This is a genomic window from Croceivirga sp. JEA036 (assembly GCF_011882165.1).
GTDB lineage: Bacteria > Bacteroidota > Bacteroidia > Flavobacteriales > Flavobacteriaceae > Croceivirga.
In genome coordinates this window covers 736,403-754,905 of record NZ_JAATON010000001.1, presented here as the reverse complement: position 1 = coordinate 754,905, position 18,503 = coordinate 736,403, and the positions used below count along the sequence as shown (strand labels likewise).

The 18,503-nt window shown below is 36.0% G+C and carries 18 protein-coding genes; 13 read left to right on the top strand and 5 right to left on the bottom strand.

Annotated features, from left to right (window positions below; all coding sequences use genetic code 11):
- The first annotated feature begins 349 nt into the window (after positions 1–349).
- Both HCO57_RS02960 and HCO57_RS02955 read left to right on the top strand, forming a co-directional pair.
- Positions 350–2,749: a TonB-dependent receptor gene (locus tag HCO57_RS02960; RefSeq protein ID WP_167987774.1), complete on the top strand. Its 2,400-nt coding sequence runs from the start codon at positions 350–352 to the stop codon at positions 2,747–2,749.
- An 11-nt stretch (positions 2,750–2,760) separates the two neighbouring features.
- On the top strand, positions 2,761–3,318 hold the full coding sequence (locus HCO57_RS02955; RefSeq protein WP_167987773.1) for a type 1 periplasmic binding fold superfamily protein: 558 nt from the start codon (positions 2,761–2,763) through the stop codon (positions 3,316–3,318).
- A gap of 36 nt (positions 3,319–3,354) precedes the next feature.
- Here HCO57_RS02955 and HCO57_RS02950 read toward each other — a convergent pair whose 3' ends face one another.
- The 3 genes from HCO57_RS02950 to msrA are packed head-to-tail and all read right to left on the bottom strand — an operon-like array spanning position 3,355 to position 4,863.
- On the bottom strand, positions 3,355–3,654 hold the full coding sequence (locus tag HCO57_RS02950) for a hypothetical protein (RefSeq protein ID WP_167987772.1): 300 nt from the start codon (positions 3,652–3,654) through the stop codon (positions 3,355–3,357).
- 44 nt (positions 3,655–3,698) lie between these two features.
- The gene (folE, locus tag HCO57_RS02945; protein ID WP_136949989.1) at positions 3,699–4,298 is read right to left on the bottom strand and encodes a GTP cyclohydrolase I FolE; all 600 of its coding nucleotides are present in this window, start codon (positions 4,296–4,298) and stop codon (positions 3,699–3,701) included.
- 1 nt (position 4,299) lies between these two features.
- Positions 4,300–4,863 carry a peptide-methionine (S)-S-oxide reductase MsrA gene (gene msrA / locus HCO57_RS02940; protein ID WP_167987771.1) on the bottom strand — a complete coding sequence of 188 codons (564 nt, stop codon included), beginning with the start codon at positions 4,861–4,863 and terminating at the stop codon, positions 4,300–4,302.
- A gap of 141 nt (positions 4,864–5,004) precedes the next feature.
- Between msrA and HCO57_RS02935 the strand changes: the two genes are divergently transcribed.
- The 5 genes from HCO57_RS02935 to HCO57_RS02915 all read left to right on the top strand — a co-directional run bounded on the left by HCO57_RS02935 (position 5,005) and on the right by HCO57_RS02915 (position 10,389).
- Positions 5,005–5,664 carry an ABC transporter ATP-binding protein gene (locus HCO57_RS02935; RefSeq protein WP_167987770.1) on the top strand — a complete coding sequence of 220 codons (660 nt, stop codon included), beginning with the start codon at positions 5,005–5,007 and terminating at the stop codon, positions 5,662–5,664.
- Between the two features lie 44 nt (positions 5,665–5,708).
- On the top strand, positions 5,709–6,218 hold the full coding sequence (locus HCO57_RS02930; protein WP_167987769.1) for a CPBP family intramembrane glutamic endopeptidase: 510 nt from the start codon (positions 5,709–5,711) through the stop codon (positions 6,216–6,218).
- Positions 6,215–6,976 carry a TIGR02757 family protein gene (locus HCO57_RS02925; protein ID WP_167987768.1) on the top strand — a complete coding sequence of 254 codons (762 nt, stop codon included), beginning with the start codon at positions 6,215–6,217 and terminating at the stop codon, positions 6,974–6,976. Before HCO57_RS02930 ends, HCO57_RS02925 begins: the two co-directional genes overlap by 4 nt.
- Before the next feature lie 120 nt (positions 6,977–7,096).
- Complete coding sequence (locus HCO57_RS02920) at positions 7,097–8,569, top strand: alkaline phosphatase PhoX (protein ID WP_136949994.1); 1,473 nt, start codon at positions 7,097–7,099, stop codon at positions 8,567–8,569.
- 8 nt (positions 8,570–8,577) lie between these two features.
- Positions 8,578–10,389: a cytochrome-c peroxidase gene (locus HCO57_RS02915; protein WP_167987767.1), complete on the top strand. Its 1,812-nt coding sequence runs from the start codon at positions 8,578–8,580 to the stop codon at positions 10,387–10,389.
- A 24-nt stretch (positions 10,390–10,413) separates the two neighbouring features.
- Here the strand turns inward: HCO57_RS02915 and HCO57_RS02910 are convergent, their stop codons facing one another.
- Positions 10,414–11,550 (bottom strand): Gfo/Idh/MocA family protein, encoded by a 1,137-nt coding sequence (locus tag HCO57_RS02910; RefSeq protein WP_167987766.1) that lies wholly within the window; start codon positions 11,548–11,550, stop codon positions 10,414–10,416.
- A gap of 106 nt (positions 11,551–11,656) precedes the next feature.
- On the opposite strand from HCO57_RS02910, the gene HCO57_RS02905 reads away from it, so the two are divergent.
- The 5 genes from HCO57_RS02905 to HCO57_RS02885 all read left to right on the top strand — a co-directional run bounded on the left by HCO57_RS02905 (position 11,657) and on the right by HCO57_RS02885 (position 15,998).
- On the top strand, positions 11,657–13,144 hold the full coding sequence (locus HCO57_RS02905; RefSeq protein ID WP_167987765.1) for a S10 family peptidase: 1,488 nt from the start codon (positions 11,657–11,659) through the stop codon (positions 13,142–13,144).
- Entirely contained in the window at positions 13,145–13,789 is a 645-nt protein-coding gene (locus HCO57_RS02900) for a chloramphenicol acetyltransferase (RefSeq protein WP_167987764.1), read from the top strand. It begins immediately after the preceding gene.
- A gap of 157 nt (positions 13,790–13,946) precedes the next feature.
- Positions 13,947–14,216: a hypothetical protein gene (locus HCO57_RS02895; RefSeq protein ID WP_167987763.1), complete on the top strand. Its 270-nt coding sequence runs from the start codon at positions 13,947–13,949 to the stop codon at positions 14,214–14,216.
- 64 nt (positions 14,217–14,280) lie between these two features.
- A complete protein-coding gene (locus tag HCO57_RS02890) occupies positions 14,281–15,285 on the top strand; it encodes an LLM class flavin-dependent oxidoreductase (RefSeq protein WP_167987762.1) in 1,005 nt (334 codons plus the stop codon).
- A 38-nt stretch (positions 15,286–15,323) separates the two neighbouring features.
- Positions 15,324–15,998: an SGNH/GDSL hydrolase family protein gene (locus tag HCO57_RS02885; RefSeq protein WP_167987761.1), complete on the top strand. Its 675-nt coding sequence runs from the start codon at positions 15,324–15,326 to the stop codon at positions 15,996–15,998.
- Here the strand turns inward: HCO57_RS02885 and HCO57_RS02880 are convergent.
- Complete coding sequence (locus HCO57_RS02880) at positions 15,995–17,407, bottom strand: glycoside hydrolase family 71/99-like protein (protein WP_167987760.1); 1,413 nt, start codon at positions 17,405–17,407, stop codon at positions 15,995–15,997. The genes HCO57_RS02885 and HCO57_RS02880 overlap by 4 nt on opposite strands.
- 82 nt (positions 17,408–17,489) lie before the next feature.
- Between HCO57_RS02880 and HCO57_RS02875 the strand changes: the two genes are divergently transcribed.
- Entirely contained in the window at positions 17,490–18,485 is a 996-nt protein-coding gene (locus HCO57_RS02875) for a glycosyltransferase family 2 protein (protein WP_167987759.1), read from the top strand.
- The last annotated feature ends 18 nt before the right edge of the window (positions 18,486–18,503 follow it).

Sequence of the window (18,503 nt, the reverse complement as noted above, 5' to 3'; positions counted from 1 at the left end):
TTTGTGAATCGATGAAAGCAAAACAGATTTTCACCTATGTTCTGTTGTTTACCTTATTTACTTTTAAGGTATCGTCTTTTCATGTGTTTTCACATACCGATAATGAGGATACGAAAATAGAAAACTGTTTGTTATGTGAGGTTGCCTTAAGCGACCAACAGGAAGTTTTCTTTGTACCTTCTTCTTTAGAAATTGAAACGTTGGCGGTTTCAATTACATTCACTTCTTTGTCAATTAAACCGGCAAAAGTATTTAGTTGTTTTTACTTTTATAAGCATACCTCTCGCCCACCCCCTAAAAGCTTAGTTTAGGCAGAATTTACTTTAATTTTAATTCAACATTATTTTAGATGAGAACACTTGTGTTCTTGGTATTCCTTTTAGGAATAGCAACCATTGGCTTAGGTCAACAGTGTAACGTTACCTTAAAGGGTACTGTAAAAGATTTTCATGACAATTCCATTTTAGAAGGAGCTACTGTAGTGGTTGTCGGTACAAATCAATATGCGGTTACGGACGAAAACGGATATTACCAATTACAAAATTTGTGTCCTGGTAAAATTGAGGTAGAAGTGTCTCATATTTCTTGTAATACACGTATTGAAGAACTAGAAATTACTGAAGATACTACCCAAAATTTTAGCTTAGAACATCATTTTGAAGCGCTAAAAGAGGTAAAAGTAATTGGTGATGCCGTGCACGATAAAACCAATTCGAGCCAAGAAGCCTCTATTACTGCCGCAACATTGGATGAAAACAGCGCCGGTAATTTGGGTGATATTTTAAAGAACGTAAGCGGAATAACAACATTAAACACTGGAGCTTCAATAGTAAAACCATCTATCCACGGATTAAACGGAAGCCGCGTACTTATTTTAAATGATGGTGTCCGTATGCAAGATATGGAATGGGGAGATGAACATGCTCCTAACGTAGACCCCAACAGTATTGGCAATATACGCGTTATAAAAGGAGCTTCTGCTTTACAATACGGAGGTGATGCCTTAGGAGGTGTAATTGTTATGGACCAGAATACTTTTTTTAATAGAGATACGCTTTATGGTAAAACCATAATAAATGGTATATCTAATGGCCGTGGGGGTAATATAACTACCAAATTAACCAAGGTTTTTGATAATCATTGGCATATTAGTGCCAATGCTTCCTTAAAAAAATTGGGAGACCAAGAAGCACCAAATTATATACTAAGCAATACAGGTGTACAAGAAGCGGGATTTTCAATCAATATGGGCAGACACGGTTATAAACAAGGTTTTAACGCCAAGTACGCATACTTTGATACAGAGATTGGAATTCTTAGGGCATCTCATATTGGCAGTGTTGGGGACTTAATTTTAGCTATCAATAACGATGTTCCTTTAGTTATAAATGATTTTACTCATGACATCAATAACCCTAAGCAAAAAGTAAATCATCATCTATCTAAATTAGAATACTATAGACGCTTTAAAAACCTAGGAAAACTTAACTTTCAGTATGATTTTCAGCAAAATAACCGCCAAGAATTTGATGTAAGACGAGGCGAAAATGCAAATAGAGCTTCTGTAGATTTAGAATTGACTACACATACTACTGGCTTACAAATGGAGTGGGTAGATTGGGGTAAGTTTGAGCTGCAAACAGGATTAATGGGCAGATACCAAGAAAACTTTCCAGACCCTAGCACGCAGGTGCGTCGTCTTATCCCGGACTATGACAAGTACGATGCAGGATTTTATAATATCTTAACCTATAAAGTCAATGAAAAATGGACGCTAGACGCTGGTTTACGCTATGACTTTTCTCATATAAACGCTCAAAAATTTTATATCACTACACGTTGGGAACAGTTGGGTTATGACCAAGAATTTGGTGATTGGGTAGTAGAAGATTTTGGAAACCAATTATTGACAAATCCTACTTTTGATTTCCATAATATTTCTGCCACCGTAGGCGCTAAATTTTCTCCTTCTAATTTTGATAGTTTTAAAGTAAATTACGCTATGGCGCAACGCGCTCCTAACCCATCTGAATTATTTAGTGAAGGCTTGCACCATTCTGCTTCTAGAATAGAATTAGGAGATTTGCGAATTAATAGTGAAACTTCGCACAAGATAGCTATCGCTAAAGAACGGGACTACAATTTTTGGGGATATGCTTTGGAACCCTACTACAATTACATTCAAGATTTTATTTTACTAGAGCCATCTGGTGTAGAATTTACTACGCGTGGCGCTTTCCCTGTTTGGTCTTACAGACAAACTAATTTACGTTTATTGGGCTTGGACGTTAGTGCCTATGCCAATTGGTCTAATTATTTTAAGACCAATCACATGTTCTCCATAGTAAAGGCTAAAGACTTAGAACAAAATGGACCTGTAGTTAATATTCCATCAGCAAGGACTACAAATTCCATCACCTATAAAAATGCTAAATTAAATCAATTAGAGGTAGCACTAAGCAGCAATTATGTCTTCAGACAAAACGAAACTCCAGAAAATCTATTTGTGTATTCGCCAAGAGAAGACCAACAAGTAGAAGTTGAAATTAACAACGCTCCAAATGCATACCACCTACTTAATTTTAGCACCAAAATACAATTTTCTTTAAGTGAAAAAACGCAGCTTACTACCTCTTTAATGGTGAATAATGTACTTGACACTTCTTATAGAGACTACTTAAATAGGCAACGTTATTTTGCCGATGACTTAGGACGAAATTTTATTTTACAATTAAAACTCAATTATTAATAACTACTATTATGAAAGCAATTAAATTTTTATCAATCTTAGCAACCACTGCAGTTCTATTTTCTTGTTCTGATGACGATGATGCAGATATGCCAGAGGTTATCAACGAAGAAGAAACCATTACTACAATGAATATTATACTAACACCACAAGGTGGGGGTGATGTTGTAGAATTTACCTATGTTGATTTAGATGGTGATGGGCCTAATGCTCCGGAGGTGAGCGCACCAGACTTAGCCGGTGGTATTACCTATGTAGGTAGTATAGAATTACTAAATGAATCTGAGGAAGACCCAGAAGACATTACGGAAGAAATTATGGAAGAAGATGAAGAACACCAATTAATCTTTGAAACCACAGGTTCTTTAAATTCAGTTGTGGTAACAGATGTAGATGGTAATAATAATCCTGTAGGTTTAGCATTTACCTTAGAAACACTAACTGCAGGAGCAGCGAGTTTAACGGTATACTTAAAGCACGAACCTATTAAGCCAAACGATGGTACTTTTGAAGGTTCTGGAGGAGAAAGTGAATTTGAGGCGAATTTTCAATTCAACATTACCCAATAAAAAGAAAAAGGCCGCTAAAAGCGGCCTTTTTTAATTTTAAACGTCTATTATTTTACCAACTTTTTTACCAGAAAATACATAGGTGTACAACCACATTATGGTAAAGGTGGGTATTACATCTAAACCAGGAACTAACTCTTCTATAAAGGTTACCACCCCTGCAGCTTTACCCATTTTGCCTTGGTACATACGGGTCATTAACCAACCTGCAACTGGTGCCCATATCAAATCTAACATATCTCCTAAGCCAGGAAATAAAAGGGAAGACATCCCCACTAAATCTAATAAGAGTCCTAGAATAAGATATTTTATTTTTTTGTCTTTCTTCTTTGTCATGTTTGTAATTTACTTAAAAAGTAACAATTATCAAGCCAAAAACTTTAAGACAAATCGGCACTAATCAGTTTTAAAAATTCGTTTCTAGTTTCAATTTTTTCAAATTGTCCTCTAAATCCAGAAGTGGTGGTCACCGAATTTTGTTTTTGTACGCCACGCATCATCATACACATGTGGCTAGCCTCTATAACTACCGCTACGCCTTTTGGTTTTAGCGTATTATTCAAGCATTCTAAAATATCATGTGTAAGTCGTTCTTGTACTTGTAATCTTCTGGCAAATACATCTACTACGCGTGGTATTTTACTTAATCCAACAATGTGTCCATTTGGTATATAAGCTACGTGGGCTTTTCCAAAAAAAGGCAGCATATGGTGCTCACACAAAGAATATAACTCTATGTCTTTAATAATCACCATGTCATCATAATCCTCTTTAAACATTGCCCCTTTCAAGATTTTTTCTGCATCTTGCTTATAACCTTGTGTTAAAAAAAGCATTGCTTTAGCAGCACGTTCTGGAGTTTTCACTAAACCTTCTCTAGCTACGTCCTCTCCTATTTCATCAATAATTTTAGCATAACGCTCTTTAACTTCATTGGTAACGCTAATGTTATATTCTTCTAAATTCTGATATGGTGCCATATTATTTATATTCTTCTTTTAATTGCTCCGCAAAGTGCGAATATAGCTTTTTGATTTTTGGGTCGATTATAACCCTACAATATGGTTGCATTCCATTTTCATTGTAATAATTGTGGTGGTCTTCTTCTGCTAGATAAAAAGGAGCTTCTGGTGATATAGCTGTAACAATGGGGTTTTCGAATATTTTAGCAGCATCCAATTCCTTTATAAATGCTTCTGCAATGGCTTTTTGTGCCATATTGGTATAAAATATCTCACTCCTATATTGTGTGCCTACATCATTCCCTTGTCGGTTTAATGTAGTTGGGTCATGCGTAGCAAAAAAAACTTCCAACAGTTCAGAATAGGTTATTATATCTGGATTAAAAGTAACTTTTATAGCCTCTGCATGCCCTGTTATACCGGTACAAACTTCTCTATATGGAGGATTTTTTATATGCCCCCCAGTATAACCCGATACCACATGCTTAACTCCCTTTAAGCGCTGAAAAACCGCTTCTGTACACCAAAAACATCCATTCGCTAAAATGGCAATTTCTGTATTCTCAATATTTTGTTTATCCATTACAAAATTTTATTAAACAAAAATACTAATTATAAAATCAGTCTAAACATTAAATATATAAATCTTATAAATGCCTTCATCTTTAACATTTATAGTCTTGTTAATACCAAGATGCTTACATTTACAATAATTCTGTTTTAGATGATCAAAGCAAATAATTTAAAGAAAAGATACGGCGATTTAGAAGTTTTAAAAGGAGTTGACTTGCACATACAAAAGCAAGAGATTGTTTCTATTGTTGGTGCTTCTGGAGCTGGTAAAACCACGCTATTGCAATTGCTAGGCACTTTAGATGTTCCCAGTAACATTACGGAAAGTAGTTTGGAAATAAATGGCGTAAATGTAAATGGATTAAACGATAAAAATTTAGCTAAGTTTAGAAATGAACATATAGGATTTATTTTTCAATTTCATCAGTTATTACCAGAATTTACTGCCTTAGAAAACGTTTGCATTCCTGCATTCATCAAAAAAACCCATAAAAAAGAAGCAGAGAAAAGAGCTAAAGAACTTTTAGATTTTTTAGGCCTTAGCCATAGGTTTGAACACAAGCCCAATACCTTATCTGGTGGAGAACAACAACGTGTAGCAGTAGCCCGCTCTCTAATAAACAGTCCTTCTGTTGTGTTTGCAGATGAACCTAGTGGTAATTTAGATTCAGAAAGTGCAGAAAATCTACATCAATTATTTTTTAAACTTAGAGAAGAATTTGAACAAACCTTTGTGTTGGTTACGCATAACAAAGATTTAGCGGCAATGGCAGACCGCTGTTTAACTATGGTAGATGGGCGTATTGTATGAGGTTATTAAAAAAAGTATGGTATTTTTTTATAAATCCTTGCTATTTGCCATTACGGATTAGTACTTCTTTTAAAAAACGTATCCTTTATAGTCTTCTAGGTTGGCAATTATTGTTTGCGATAAGTATTGGTATGTTTGCAGGGGTATTACAAAAATTACTGGCATTAGACTTTGGAGAACACTCAGTAACAAAGCTTTTAGAAGAATATTCTGGCTTACAATTATTACTTTTTGCAGTGGTTTTAGCTCCTATTCTAGAAGAGGTAATTTTTAGGGGACCTTTATACTTTTTTAGAAAATGGAGCAGATTTAAATATGTATTCTACCTTTTGTCCTTTCTATTTGGCATCATGCACATGTTTAACTATCAGAACTATGACGATGCTCTGTGGTTTGCACCACTATTAGTGGCACCCCAATTGGTCACTGGAATTTTTTTAGGATATGCACGGATTAAGCTCGGTCTTATGTATTCTATAGCATTGCATGCTTTATTTAATGGTATTTTGGTGGGACCATTTCTTTTTATAAAATTAATTCAGGGTTTAGCATGACAAAAACCGAATTAAAATCATTTTTAGATGAGAAAGCTGCGTTTTATGAGAATCCTGAGTTTTTAGAAACCGACCCTATACAGATTCCGCACACCTTTACGCGTAAAGAAGATATAGAAATTAGCGGGTTTTTAACAGCTACCATTGCTTGGGGTAATCGAAAAAGTATCATCAACAACGCGCAAAAAATGATGCGCTTTTTAGATCAAGCACCATATGATTTTGTTATGAATCATAAAGATAAAGACCTATTAGCCTTACAGTCTTTTGTTCATCGCACTTTTAATGGAGATGATTTTAGTTTTTTTATTAAAGGATTACATCATATATACAAGGAATATGGTGGTTTAGAGAATGTATTTAAATCTCATCAATCTAAAACAAGTTTACAACCTGCCATTAGCCAGCTAAAACTTTTGTTTTTTGAGCCAGAACATTTATCTAGAACCCAAAAACATGTTAGCGACCCGGCCAAGGGTTCTGCCGCCAAACGTATTAATATGTTTTTACGTTGGATGATTAGGCCCAATACTAAAGGAGTGGATTTTGGACTTTGGGATATTTCTACCGCTAAACTTTCTTGCCCATTAGATGTGCATTCTGGAAATGTAGCTAGAAAATTAAAACTCTTAAAACGAAAACAAAACGACGCTAAGGCGTTACAAGAGTTAGATACATCCCTACAAAAATTAGACCCAATAGACCCAGTAAAGTACGATTTTTCTCTCTTTGGACTTGGTGTTTTTGAATCATTCTAAATAGTAACATAACCGTAATATTCTAAACCTTCTCTTAATCCAAAGAAAATATGGGATTAAGAAACGCTTAATAATGTGGCGATACTTTTAAGAAAATTTTAAAAAGCAAACCACATTTAAATGAGAACACTTAAAAACACATTAATTCTTGCGGGCATTGCGGCCTTTGCGTCTTGTGATAGATTAGACGATTTTGTAGGCGGTGGAGACAATGAAGGAGAGGAGCCAAAGGGGATTACTTTAGCTAACCACTCTAACACCGCTGCTTATTTTAAAACCATGCCTGGTTTTGAAAACGTAGAAATTTATTCTTTATTAAGTTCTGGAGATCAATTGCCAGACTCTCCCAATTTTGTGTACGGATCTATGGCAGATGGTGCAGGTCTTATCGCAGAAGAGGATGGTACTTTTACTTTAATTAACAATATAGAAGCAGACTACTCTATAGCCAGAATTACACTAGACGAAACCTTTAAGCCAGTTAAAGGAGAATACATTCTTAATGCAGAGGCTACGGCTTACACTGCTCAATGTTCTGGTTCTTTAATTACGCCAGAAGAACACGGTTTTGGTCCTATCTACCTTTCTGGTGGGGAATGGGGTGGTTCTTCTAAAGGTGTTTTTGCAACTGACCCTTATAAAAGTACTACTAACGCAGGAGTAGCTTCTTTACTACCAAATTTTGGACAGTGGTCTACAGAGAATGCTGTTGTTATTGGTAAAGATGCTTTTCCTGGTAAAACAGTAGCTTTTATAGGTGATGACCATTCTGATAACGAAGTTCCTTCTGGACAATTAGGTATGTATGTGGGTGACCATGGCGATTTAAACGGTGGTAAACTATATACATTAAAAGTAATGACAGAAGGCATCAACTACGAAATGGATATGGTAGAGGGCGAAACTTACGAAGCTGAGTTTATAGAAATGGAAGAAAGAACTATTGACCTTTTAGATGCTGAGGCTAAAGAAAAAGGAGCTATGGGCTTTTCTAGATTAGAAGATATAGACTGGAGAAGAGGTATTGGCGCTAACCAAAGAGAAATCTATTTTGCTGTTACAGGTAGAAAAAAAGATGGTTTAGTTGGTAAAGGAACCCTTTACGGTAGAGTTTACAAAGTTGTTTTAAGTGAAGACGACCCAACTAAAGCTACTATTTCTTGTGTATTAGATGGTGACAAATTAGATGGTAAGGCTAAAGAATTCCATAGCCCAGATAACATTGTAGTTACTAAAAACTATGCTTACATTCAAGAAGATCCAAATGGTTATCCTGATACCGATGACAAGGCACACTATGCACGTTTATATCAGTATAACTTAAATACTGGAGAAATAAAAACAGTACTAGAGTGTGACCAAGTAGCAGCAGCTGCCAACGGTGTTGGTGTAGAAAATAGAACTTGGGAAATTACAGGTATGATAGACATTTCTGAAACTATAGGAATGGATGATACGTTTATCATGATCACTCAAAATCACGGTTGGGAGCCAACAGACGGTTCTGCTTTCACAGATCCTATGGCAAGTACTGACCCTAACTCAAGAAAAGAAGGAAGCCAAATGTTCGTAGTGAAGGGATTGGCTAACTAATTAGTACTATGAAATATCATTTTAGAACTATTACCAAAGGGGTTTATGCTTGCATAAGCCTCTTTGCTATTGTGTCTACTTCTTGTAAAAACACAAGTAAAGACCAAGAAATTACCAATGTAAAACAACCGTTTAACTTGCGAATTGCTCAAATTTACAAGGACGATTTGCTACGTTGTGCTGCTTATGTAGATAGTATACAACATACAGAAAACACCAAAGACCTTGAACGCTACTACTTAGAAGCGCGTTCTCTTTTTAAAGCTGTAGAACCCATATTGGCGTTCCAAGATGTTAGTAATTATACCTTTTTAAATGCTCCAAATATTTTAAAGATAGAAGAAGAGGATTTAACTAATATTCGTATTAATGACCCTAAGAGTTTCCAAACTTTAGAAGAAAGCATTTATGCAAATGAATTGGATATACAGACCATTCATGGAGCTGCAAATCTTATAACTCAACGTCTTAAACTTCTAGAAAAAAATACAGATTTATCATACTTAAAAGACCATCACATTTTATGGATGCTTCGTGATGCCTTGCTGCGTGTAGCATTAACTGGAATTACAGGATATGATTCTCCTGTTCTAGAGGCTTCACTTTCAGAAAGTGCAACGGTGTATCAAACTCTTAAAGATGTTTTGATGGCGGCCCAAACAAAATTCCAAGATAAAACTCTATATGAGGCTTGGTTAACCGAAATAAACCAAACCATACAAGTATTAAATGAAGGAGAATTTGTCTCTTTTGACCGATTCGATTTTATAAAAAATCACACCAACAAACAACTAACGCTTTTTAACAAAACAGTAGTAGATTGGGAGGTGAAATTTCCGTTTACCATGGCCATTAACAATGATGCTACTTCGGTTTTTTCTAATACCACGTTTAATACAAAACACTTTACGGATTTAAAAAATCCTAAAACAGGTGATGCTGTTTTACAACTAGGTCAACTACTATTTAATGACCCTAATTTGTCTAAAAAAGGGAACATGAGATGTGCTACATGTCACCACAAAGACAAGGCTTTTACAGATGGATTAAAAGTTTCTAAAGGTCAAAAAAGAAATGCCCCTACCCTCACCTATGCCGCCTTACAGCAAAAATTCTTCTATGATACTAGGGCGGGTAGTTTAGAAGGACAAATTGTGGCAGTTGTAACTAATCAAACAGAGTTTCATGCAGATTTAGACTTTTTATTAGAAAAAGTAAAGCAAAACAAGGTATATAAACCACTATTTGATAGTATATATAATGGCAAAGTTACTGACTTTACCATTCGTAATGCTATGGCTGAGTACATCCGCAGCCTGTCTCCATTTAATTCTAAATTCGATAACAACATAAATGGTTTAGAAAATACGATTACAGAAAGTGAAAAACTGGGTTTCAACATATTTATGGGGAAAGGTAAATGCGCAACATGTCACTTTCCACCGGTATTTAATGGCACTATTCCACCCGCATACAATGAAACTGAGGTAGAACTTTTAGGGGTCCCAGCAAAAAATGATACTATTAATGCCGTTGTAGATGCGGATTTGGGTGGTTTTCATTTATTTGGTACGGAAGAGCGTAAATACTTTTTTAAAACGCCAACGGTAAGGAACGCTGCTTTAACAGCACCTTATATGCACAACGGAGTATACCCAGAATTAGCAGAAGTAGTAGATTTTTATAATCGCGGTGGCGGTGCTGGCATAGGTATAAATCTACCCTTACAGACCTTACCACCAGACCCGTTGCAATTAAGCATAAAAGAACAACAGGCACTAGTGGATTTTATGGAATCCTTAACGGACTCCAATTTATAACTTAAAAGCCCCTGAACGGGGCTTTTAAGTTGAAAAACCATAGTTTTCTGGGATATCTAAAGCTATTGTTTTACCTCCTTTAGCTATAGATTCATAAATAGCACTTACAATAATCATATCTCTTTTACCCATTTCTCCAGGTGCCAAATTGGTAGTACCATACAAAATATGAGCGGCAAAATCGTCCATTTGTAATTTTTGTTGACTTTCATGCGGAAAATCCAAAATTTTACCATCAGAAGTACTACCGCTTAAAGGACCATAATTGTTAGCTGGCTGCAATTTAAACCATCCATTGGTACCTGCTACATATATGCTGTTGGCACTAAAATTATGAGAGGTGGTAATGTTGGCTATCGCTCCACTGGAGAAATTTAATTGAGCTGTAATAGTCTCATCCGTATTCTTAAAATATTCTGGTCGTGTAGAGAATTCTTGAGCAGAAACAGAAATGGGGTTCTCACCTGTTCCGTAAATAGCACTTTGTATAGCGTAAACACCCATATTTAGTAACGCGCCACCACCAGACAATTCTTTATTTAATCGCCATTGACTTGGATTCCCCGTAGAACGGTAAGCTGCTTCCGCAGAAACAAAGGTTACATCGCCATAGGTTTTCTTTTTCACAAATTCCTTTACTTGTTGGGTATAGGGTTCTGAATGCAACCTATAGCCGACTCCCAATTTTACGCTAGCCTCTTTACAGGCCGCAATAATTTGGTCACATTCAGCTACAGAAACCGCCATAGGTTTTTCACAAATTACGTGTTTACCTGCCTTTGCCGCGCGTATACAAAAATCGGCATGCATAGCGTTGGGCAGCACTACATACACTACATCTATTTCGTCATTGTCTTTAATGGAGTCAAAATTTTCGTAGTTATAAATATTACCCTTAGGAAGATTGTATTTTTTAGCCCACACATCTTCTTTTTGGGGTGTTCCCGTAACTATACCAGCGAGGTAACAATTTTTAGTATCCTGCAAAGCAGGTGCCAATTGGTTTGTGCTATAACTACCCAAACCTACCAAGGCTATACCTAGTTTCTTTTTATCCATTTTTAGTGGCGTTAATCCCAAAGGCAGGTTGGCGGAGAGTAAAGTTCCACCAGCACCAATTGCCATTTTAGAGCTGAAGTTACGCCTAGACAACTTTTTCATAAGCTTTTAGTGTTTTCTCTAAAGATAAAGAGAATCGCGCTATAGGTTTAAACTCAATTCGTTTAAAAATTGATTATTTTCGGAAGTAACTAATTAGACCCAAAAAATGATAAAAAAACTTCTATTCCCAGTAACCCTAATAGTAACTACATTGTGTTTAGGGCAACAACGCACTATACCCATAGACACTTCTGTGACTACGCAGCATTCCGTAACCATTAACGGTTCTCCTGTTAATTATACCGCAACAACTGGAACACAACCCGTTTGGGATGAAAACGGTAAACCCATTGCTGCTGTACATTATACCTACTACACAAAAAATGGTGTAAAAGACAATACAAATAGACCATTACTTTTTTCGTTTAATGGTGGTCCCGGATCTGGTTCTGTATGGATGCATTTGGCTTATACAGGACCTAGAATATTAAAGATAGACGATGAAGGATACCCCGTACAACCTTACGGCGTAAAAGAAAACCCCTATTCTGTACTAGATGTTACAGACATCGTTTACATAAATCCTGTAAATACGGGTTATTCTAGGACTATTCCAGAAAGTGGTAAAGAAGTAGACCGTGATAAGTTTTTTGGCATTAATGCAGATATTAAATATTTGGCAGAATGGATGAATACTTTTGTGAGCAGAAACAACCGTTGGCGTTCTCCAAAATATATTATTGGCGAAAGTTACGGTGGTACCCGCGTTATGGGGCTTTCCTTGGCTTTACAAAACCAACAATGGATGTATCTAAATGGGGTAATCATGGTGTCCCCTGCAGATTATAAAGTTATACGCGTGGGCGGTCCTGTTTCCTCTGCTTTAAACCTGCCCTACTTTGCTGCTGCAGCCTGGCATCACAAAGCATTGCCATCATCGCTACAAGCTAAAGATTTGTTAGAGGTTTTACCCACTGTAGAAGATTTTACTATCAATGAATTGATACCCGCAATAGCCAAAGGCGGATTTATTGGCGAAACAGAAAAAAATGCAATTGCCAGCAAAATGGCCGAATATTCAGGCTTAAACAAACAAGACATATTAGACCACAATCTTGACGTACCTACCGGTTTTTTCTGGAAAAATCTTTTAAAAGATAAAGGAGCATATACCGTTGGTAGATTAGATAGCCGATATTTAGGCATTGATAAAAAACGTTTTGGAGACCGTCCGGACTACAACTCAGAAATTACTTCTTGGCTGCATAGCTTTACTCCTGCAATCAATTATTACCTACAAGAAGAATTAAATTTTAAGACCGATGTAAAATACAATATGTTTGGTCCTGTACATCCTTGGAACAATGAAAATGATAATACAAGAGACAATCTGCGCCAAGCTATGGCACAAAACCCTTATTTAAATGTTTTAGTCCAATCCGGCTTTTATGATGGGGCTACTACTTATTTTAATGCCAAATACACTATGTGGCAGGTAGATCCAAGTGGTAGAATGAAAGACCGGTTTGAGTTTAAAGGATACCGTTCTGGACATATGATGTACTTGCGTAGAGAAGACTTGAAAAAAGCAAATGACGATATCCGAGCTTTTATTAACAGAACAACAACCAAGGGTGCTAGTGCCAAGTATTAAATGAAGAAAATAACTTTTACTTCTCCGCATAGAAAAAAACATTTTGATTTTTTTAATGGAATGAGTCATCCACATTTTCAGCTTACTGCAAATGTGGATGTTACCTATTTTTTATCAATTATTAAAGCAAATAAGTTACCACTAAATCAAAGTATTGTTTATTTGCTTTCACATACCGCAAATACACTACCAGAGTTTAGATGGCGAATACGTGATAACAAGATTGTAGAACACCCAACGGTACAACCTTCTTATACAATACCTGTAGCTAATGAAGATGTTTTTAGCTTTTGTACAGTACCATATCACCCAGATTACACCACTTTCTTAAAAAGAGCAGAAGAAGTTCAACAACAAATGATTGCCAATCCTTCTTTTGAAGATGAAGTGGGAAGGGATGATTATCTTTTTATGTCTGCCATACCTTGGATTAGTTTTACCAGCATGCAACACGCTATGAACTATCATCCCCACGATTCTGTACCACGTATTTCTTGGGGAAAGATTTTTGAACAAAATGACAAGATGTTAATGCCATTGAGTGTACAGGCTCATCATGCTTTAGTGGATGGCAGCCATATGGGTAAATTCTTTACCATGTTTGACGAATTTCTAAACAATTTTAATATAACCAGTAATTTTTAAAAATTAATAGATTTTTTGTAACGAATTGATGATTTTACATACAAATATGTAATTCTTCTTAAGAAGCATCGGCCTTGGCAAATGGTTAAATATTCTAGATTATTAGTTCACTGATGTTATTTAATAAGGTTATTCATCAATCTTAAAATCTATCAATATGGGTTTCTCTAGTGCATCAAAAAGTGTAAAATTCAATTTAAATCAACTAAAATCTAGAGCACATTTAGATTACAAAGATGTGTATGGAAATAAATCTATGCGTGGTAAAACCGAGTTAAATTTTACTCAAAGTTCCCCTGCAGCTATGGCCAAAGTAGAAAAGGTTATAAGTAAAAATAGACGTGTAGCTCGTTTTTGGAATTTGGTCAGTATTGTTCTACCCATTGCCCTAGGACTGTTGCTTTTCTATTTAGTTTATACTCTTTAAAACTGTAAGTTTTACGTCTTTTTCCGTACTATTATACTAGAAAAGAAAGAGGAGTAATTGACGTATGGAATCTTTAAAATATTCGGTATTAGACTTAGTTCCTATAACTGAGGGTGATACCACCAAAATAGCATTAGATAAAAGTTTGGATTTGGCACAGTATGCCGAACAACTGGGTTATACCAGATTTTGGGTGTCTGAACACCACAACACTCCTAGTTTAGCTAGCTCTGCTACAGTTGTTGTTTTGAGCCACTTAGCACAAGGAACAAAAAAGATAAGAATTGGTTCTGGTGGCATCATGTTACCTAACCACGCTCCTTTAGTAGTTGCAGAACAATTTGGAACTTTAGAAGCATTGCATCCAAACAGAATAGATTTAGCTCTAGGTAGAGCACCAGGAACTGACCAAGTAACCGCTCATGCGCTTAGGCGCGGTATTCAAGAAACTGTACAAGATTTTCCAAAAGAAGTGGCAGAACTACAGCTATTTTTATCAGAGGATAATTGGGATAGTAAGGTACGTGCATTTCCAGGGGAAGGTGCTAATATCCCTATCTTTTTATTAGGTTCTAGCAACTTTTCTGCTAATTTGGCTGCTGAGCAAGGTTTACCCTATGCTTTTGCTAGTCATTTTGCTCCAACGCATTTGTTTTCCGCCTTACATGATTATTCTTTAAACTTTAAATCTAGCAAACAATGCCGTACACCTTATGCCATGGCGTGTGTTAATGTGATTGCCGCGGACACGGATGAAGAAGCACACTATTTAGCTACCAGTTTTTATCAATTTGCTATGGGGATAATTACCAATGTTAGAAGGCCTTTGCCACCGCCTGTAAAAAGTATGGATAAGCTATGGACGTTAGAGCAAGAAATGATTATTAAAAATATGATGCATTATACATTTATTGGGTCTCCTAGCACCATTAGAGAACAATTACAAGTGTTTATTGAGAAAACTAAAATTAAAGAATTGATTGTTACCACCAATATTTACGACCATGAGGCAAGAAAAAAATCGTATACGTATAGCGCTGCAATTTTACAACAAATGGTAATGGTCTAATTAATTGTTTTATCTTAAGTGCTTAAACTGCACAACATATGAAATTGACCAAAACGTTTTTAATTATCATGCTTTCAATTCTAGGAATATCACAAAACAGTAAAGCACAAGAACAAGATTGGCCTAATCTTGCTAAATACCAAAAAGCCAATGCAGAAGCAGAAAACGTGTCTGTGGTTTTTATGGGCAATAGTATTACAGAAGGCTGGGCCAACGTAAATCCAGACTTTTTTGCTAATAATAACTATGCTAATCGTGGTATTAGTGGACAAAGCACACCCCAAATGGTATTGCGTTTTAGACAAGATGTTATTGCACTACAACCAAAAGCAGTGGTGATTTTGGCGGGCACTAATGATATTGCAGGTAATACAGGGCCTATGACCTTGGAGCAGATTAGAGATAACATGTTATCTATGGTAGAAATGGCTCAGCGAAATGATATAACACCCATTGTATGTTCTGTACTTCCAGCATATGATTATCCTTGGAGACCAGGTCTGCAACCTAATATTAAAATACCTAAGCTAAATTTGCTGCTCCAAGAAGTTTGCAACAATACGGGAGCCGTATACTTAGACTATTTTACCCCTTTGGCAGATGAAAGAAACGGACTCCCCAAAGAACTTTCTTATGATGAAGTACACCTTACCAAAGAGGGCTATAAAAAGTTAGAAAAACTTGTTACCAATTGCTTAAACCAACAGCTTTAATTGTTTTCTAGATGATATAAACGTACGGCCTTTAATAAAGCTTTGGCGCGTTTAGTTTTTCCTTTTTTCATGTAGAAATACGCACGGTCTAAATATTTTTTAGGCCCATCCTTATCCTTTATTGTCTTAGTTTTTGCTGTGGTTTCATTTGACGCTAGAGCCTTACGTAATTGATATAATTCTAAGGCAGTTTGCAGGTCTTCTGGCGTGTAAGAAACCCCAGTATATTGTTGTAATAATTGTAAATATAGAAATCCGAATTCTTCTGTGGGTTCTATCATGGTACCTTCTCCAAAATCATTCCAAGTTATTAATTGTATAAAATCGGCATCTTTATGATGGGTATAATTTAAGGTCTCCACAAAGGTATCTCCAGCGTTATGCAGTATTTGCCAATCGTGTTGCAAGCCCCAACCACCTTCTTCGCTATAATTAATAAACCCAGGGTAAGCACTACCCACTGTCATTTTATTAAATTGAGGATAATACCAATAATAATGGTCGTGAGCCTCTAAATGCGTACGGTCTACCCACGTAAATTCACCGCTGGCACTCTCGCCCACCCAATTGGCTGCAGTTCCCCAAATGCTTAAATAATTAGGTTTGTTGGCAGGAGAAAAAACACTAAATATTTCGTCCCAAGCTTCTGGTTCTTGTATAAGGTGTGGTCCAAAAACAAAGAGAAAAGGTTTATTACGCCATTTCATATACCTTGGATTCGTAAAATAAGTGTCCTTAATGTAATTAAAATCATGTTTAGCAGCTTCAATTTTGTTAGGTGCAAAACCTAATTCCACAGCTTGTACAGCAGTTCTATCCTCGTACATCACAGAAAAATCTAACCCCAAATCCTCTAATCGCCACATAAAGGATTCTGTAGCCTCTTTAATTACCTGATAATCGTAAAAATCTCTACTTCCATACCAGTCAAATATAACTCCATCAATACCCGCTAATTTCATCATTAAAAAATGATATTCTTGTAAATCTGGGTCAACAGAAGAATAAGGTCCTATTAATGGATAATAAAACGAAGCAATTTCACGCTTCCCGTTTTCATCAATGTTATCCGGATTCTTATTTGCCATGGTCCAGTGATTTCCCCAGTAACCATCCACTGGTTTACTCTGAAACCAAGGCATGTAATGAGCAAAAACCTTTTTAGGATTAGTTTTTACGACTTCCATCCCAGAAACATCCATGATTTTGGCAGTATCTGTTAATAATAACAAGCTATCTTCTTCTGCCAGCAATTGCTTTAATTCTGCGGCAGACAAGTCAGATTCTGAAAACGCTACATCAACTTCTTTAGTTTCTGATGTGGTTGATACCTCCTCTTTCTCACAAGAGAAGAAAAAAACGAAACTAATAATAATTAATACGGAACGTAAACGGTAATTTCTATTCATTGGTGGATTTTTTGAAGCATCAAAAGTAAGAATTGGACTACATTTTTATCAATGTATTCGATAAATGGTATATTTAACATCGATGATTAGCATACTTATACCGTTCAAAAACACGCAAGCCTATTTAAACGCCTGTTTAGAATCCATTTTAAAGCAAACTTATAAAGATTGGGAAATACTAGCGGTTGATGATTGTTCTACTGATAATAGCAAGGATATAGTTGAAGGATATGCTAAACTGCATCCTAACATTCACTACATCTTAAATACAGGTAATGGTATTATACCTGCATTACAAACAGGCTACCGACATGCAAAGGGCCAATTTATTACTCGGATGGATTCTGATGATATTATGGTGCCGTACCGTTTAGAGGTCATGGTACAATCCTTAAGGTTATATGGACACGGCCACGTAGCGGTAGGGCAAGTTAAATATTTTTCTGAAGAAGGCATTAGCGATGGTTATACACGGTATGAGCGTTGGTTAAACCAACTGACCGCCAAGGGAACTAATTATACAGAAATTTATAAGGAATGTGTGATTCCTTCTCCTTGTTGGATGGTTCACAAATCAGATTTTGAAAAGTGCGATGCATTTAACCCTACTAGATATCCAGAAGATTATGACTTAACTTTTAGGTTTTACGCTAACCATCTTAAAGTTATACCTTGCAAACAGGTATTGCATCTGTGGCGCGATTATGGAACTAGAACCTCTAGAACTCATGAACATTACGCGCAAAACTATTTTTTAGAGATTAAACTTCATTATTTTCTAAAATTGGAATACAACACTAAAAGAACGTTAGTAATCTGGGGTGCTGGCTATAAGGGTAAAACTATAGCAAAAAAACTAACCAAAAAAAATATTCCATTTATTTGGGTTTGTGACAACCCAAATAAAATTGGCAAACATATTTATGGTACGGAATTACAACATTTTTCTTTAATTGAATCTTTAGAGGAACCTCAAAGTATTATTACCGTTGCTAACGACAAAGCACAAGAAGAAATTAGAAAATTTCTAAGCCAACAAAACCAAGAACAGGCATTAGATTATTTCTTTTTCTGCTAATGCCAAAAGCGTATCTTT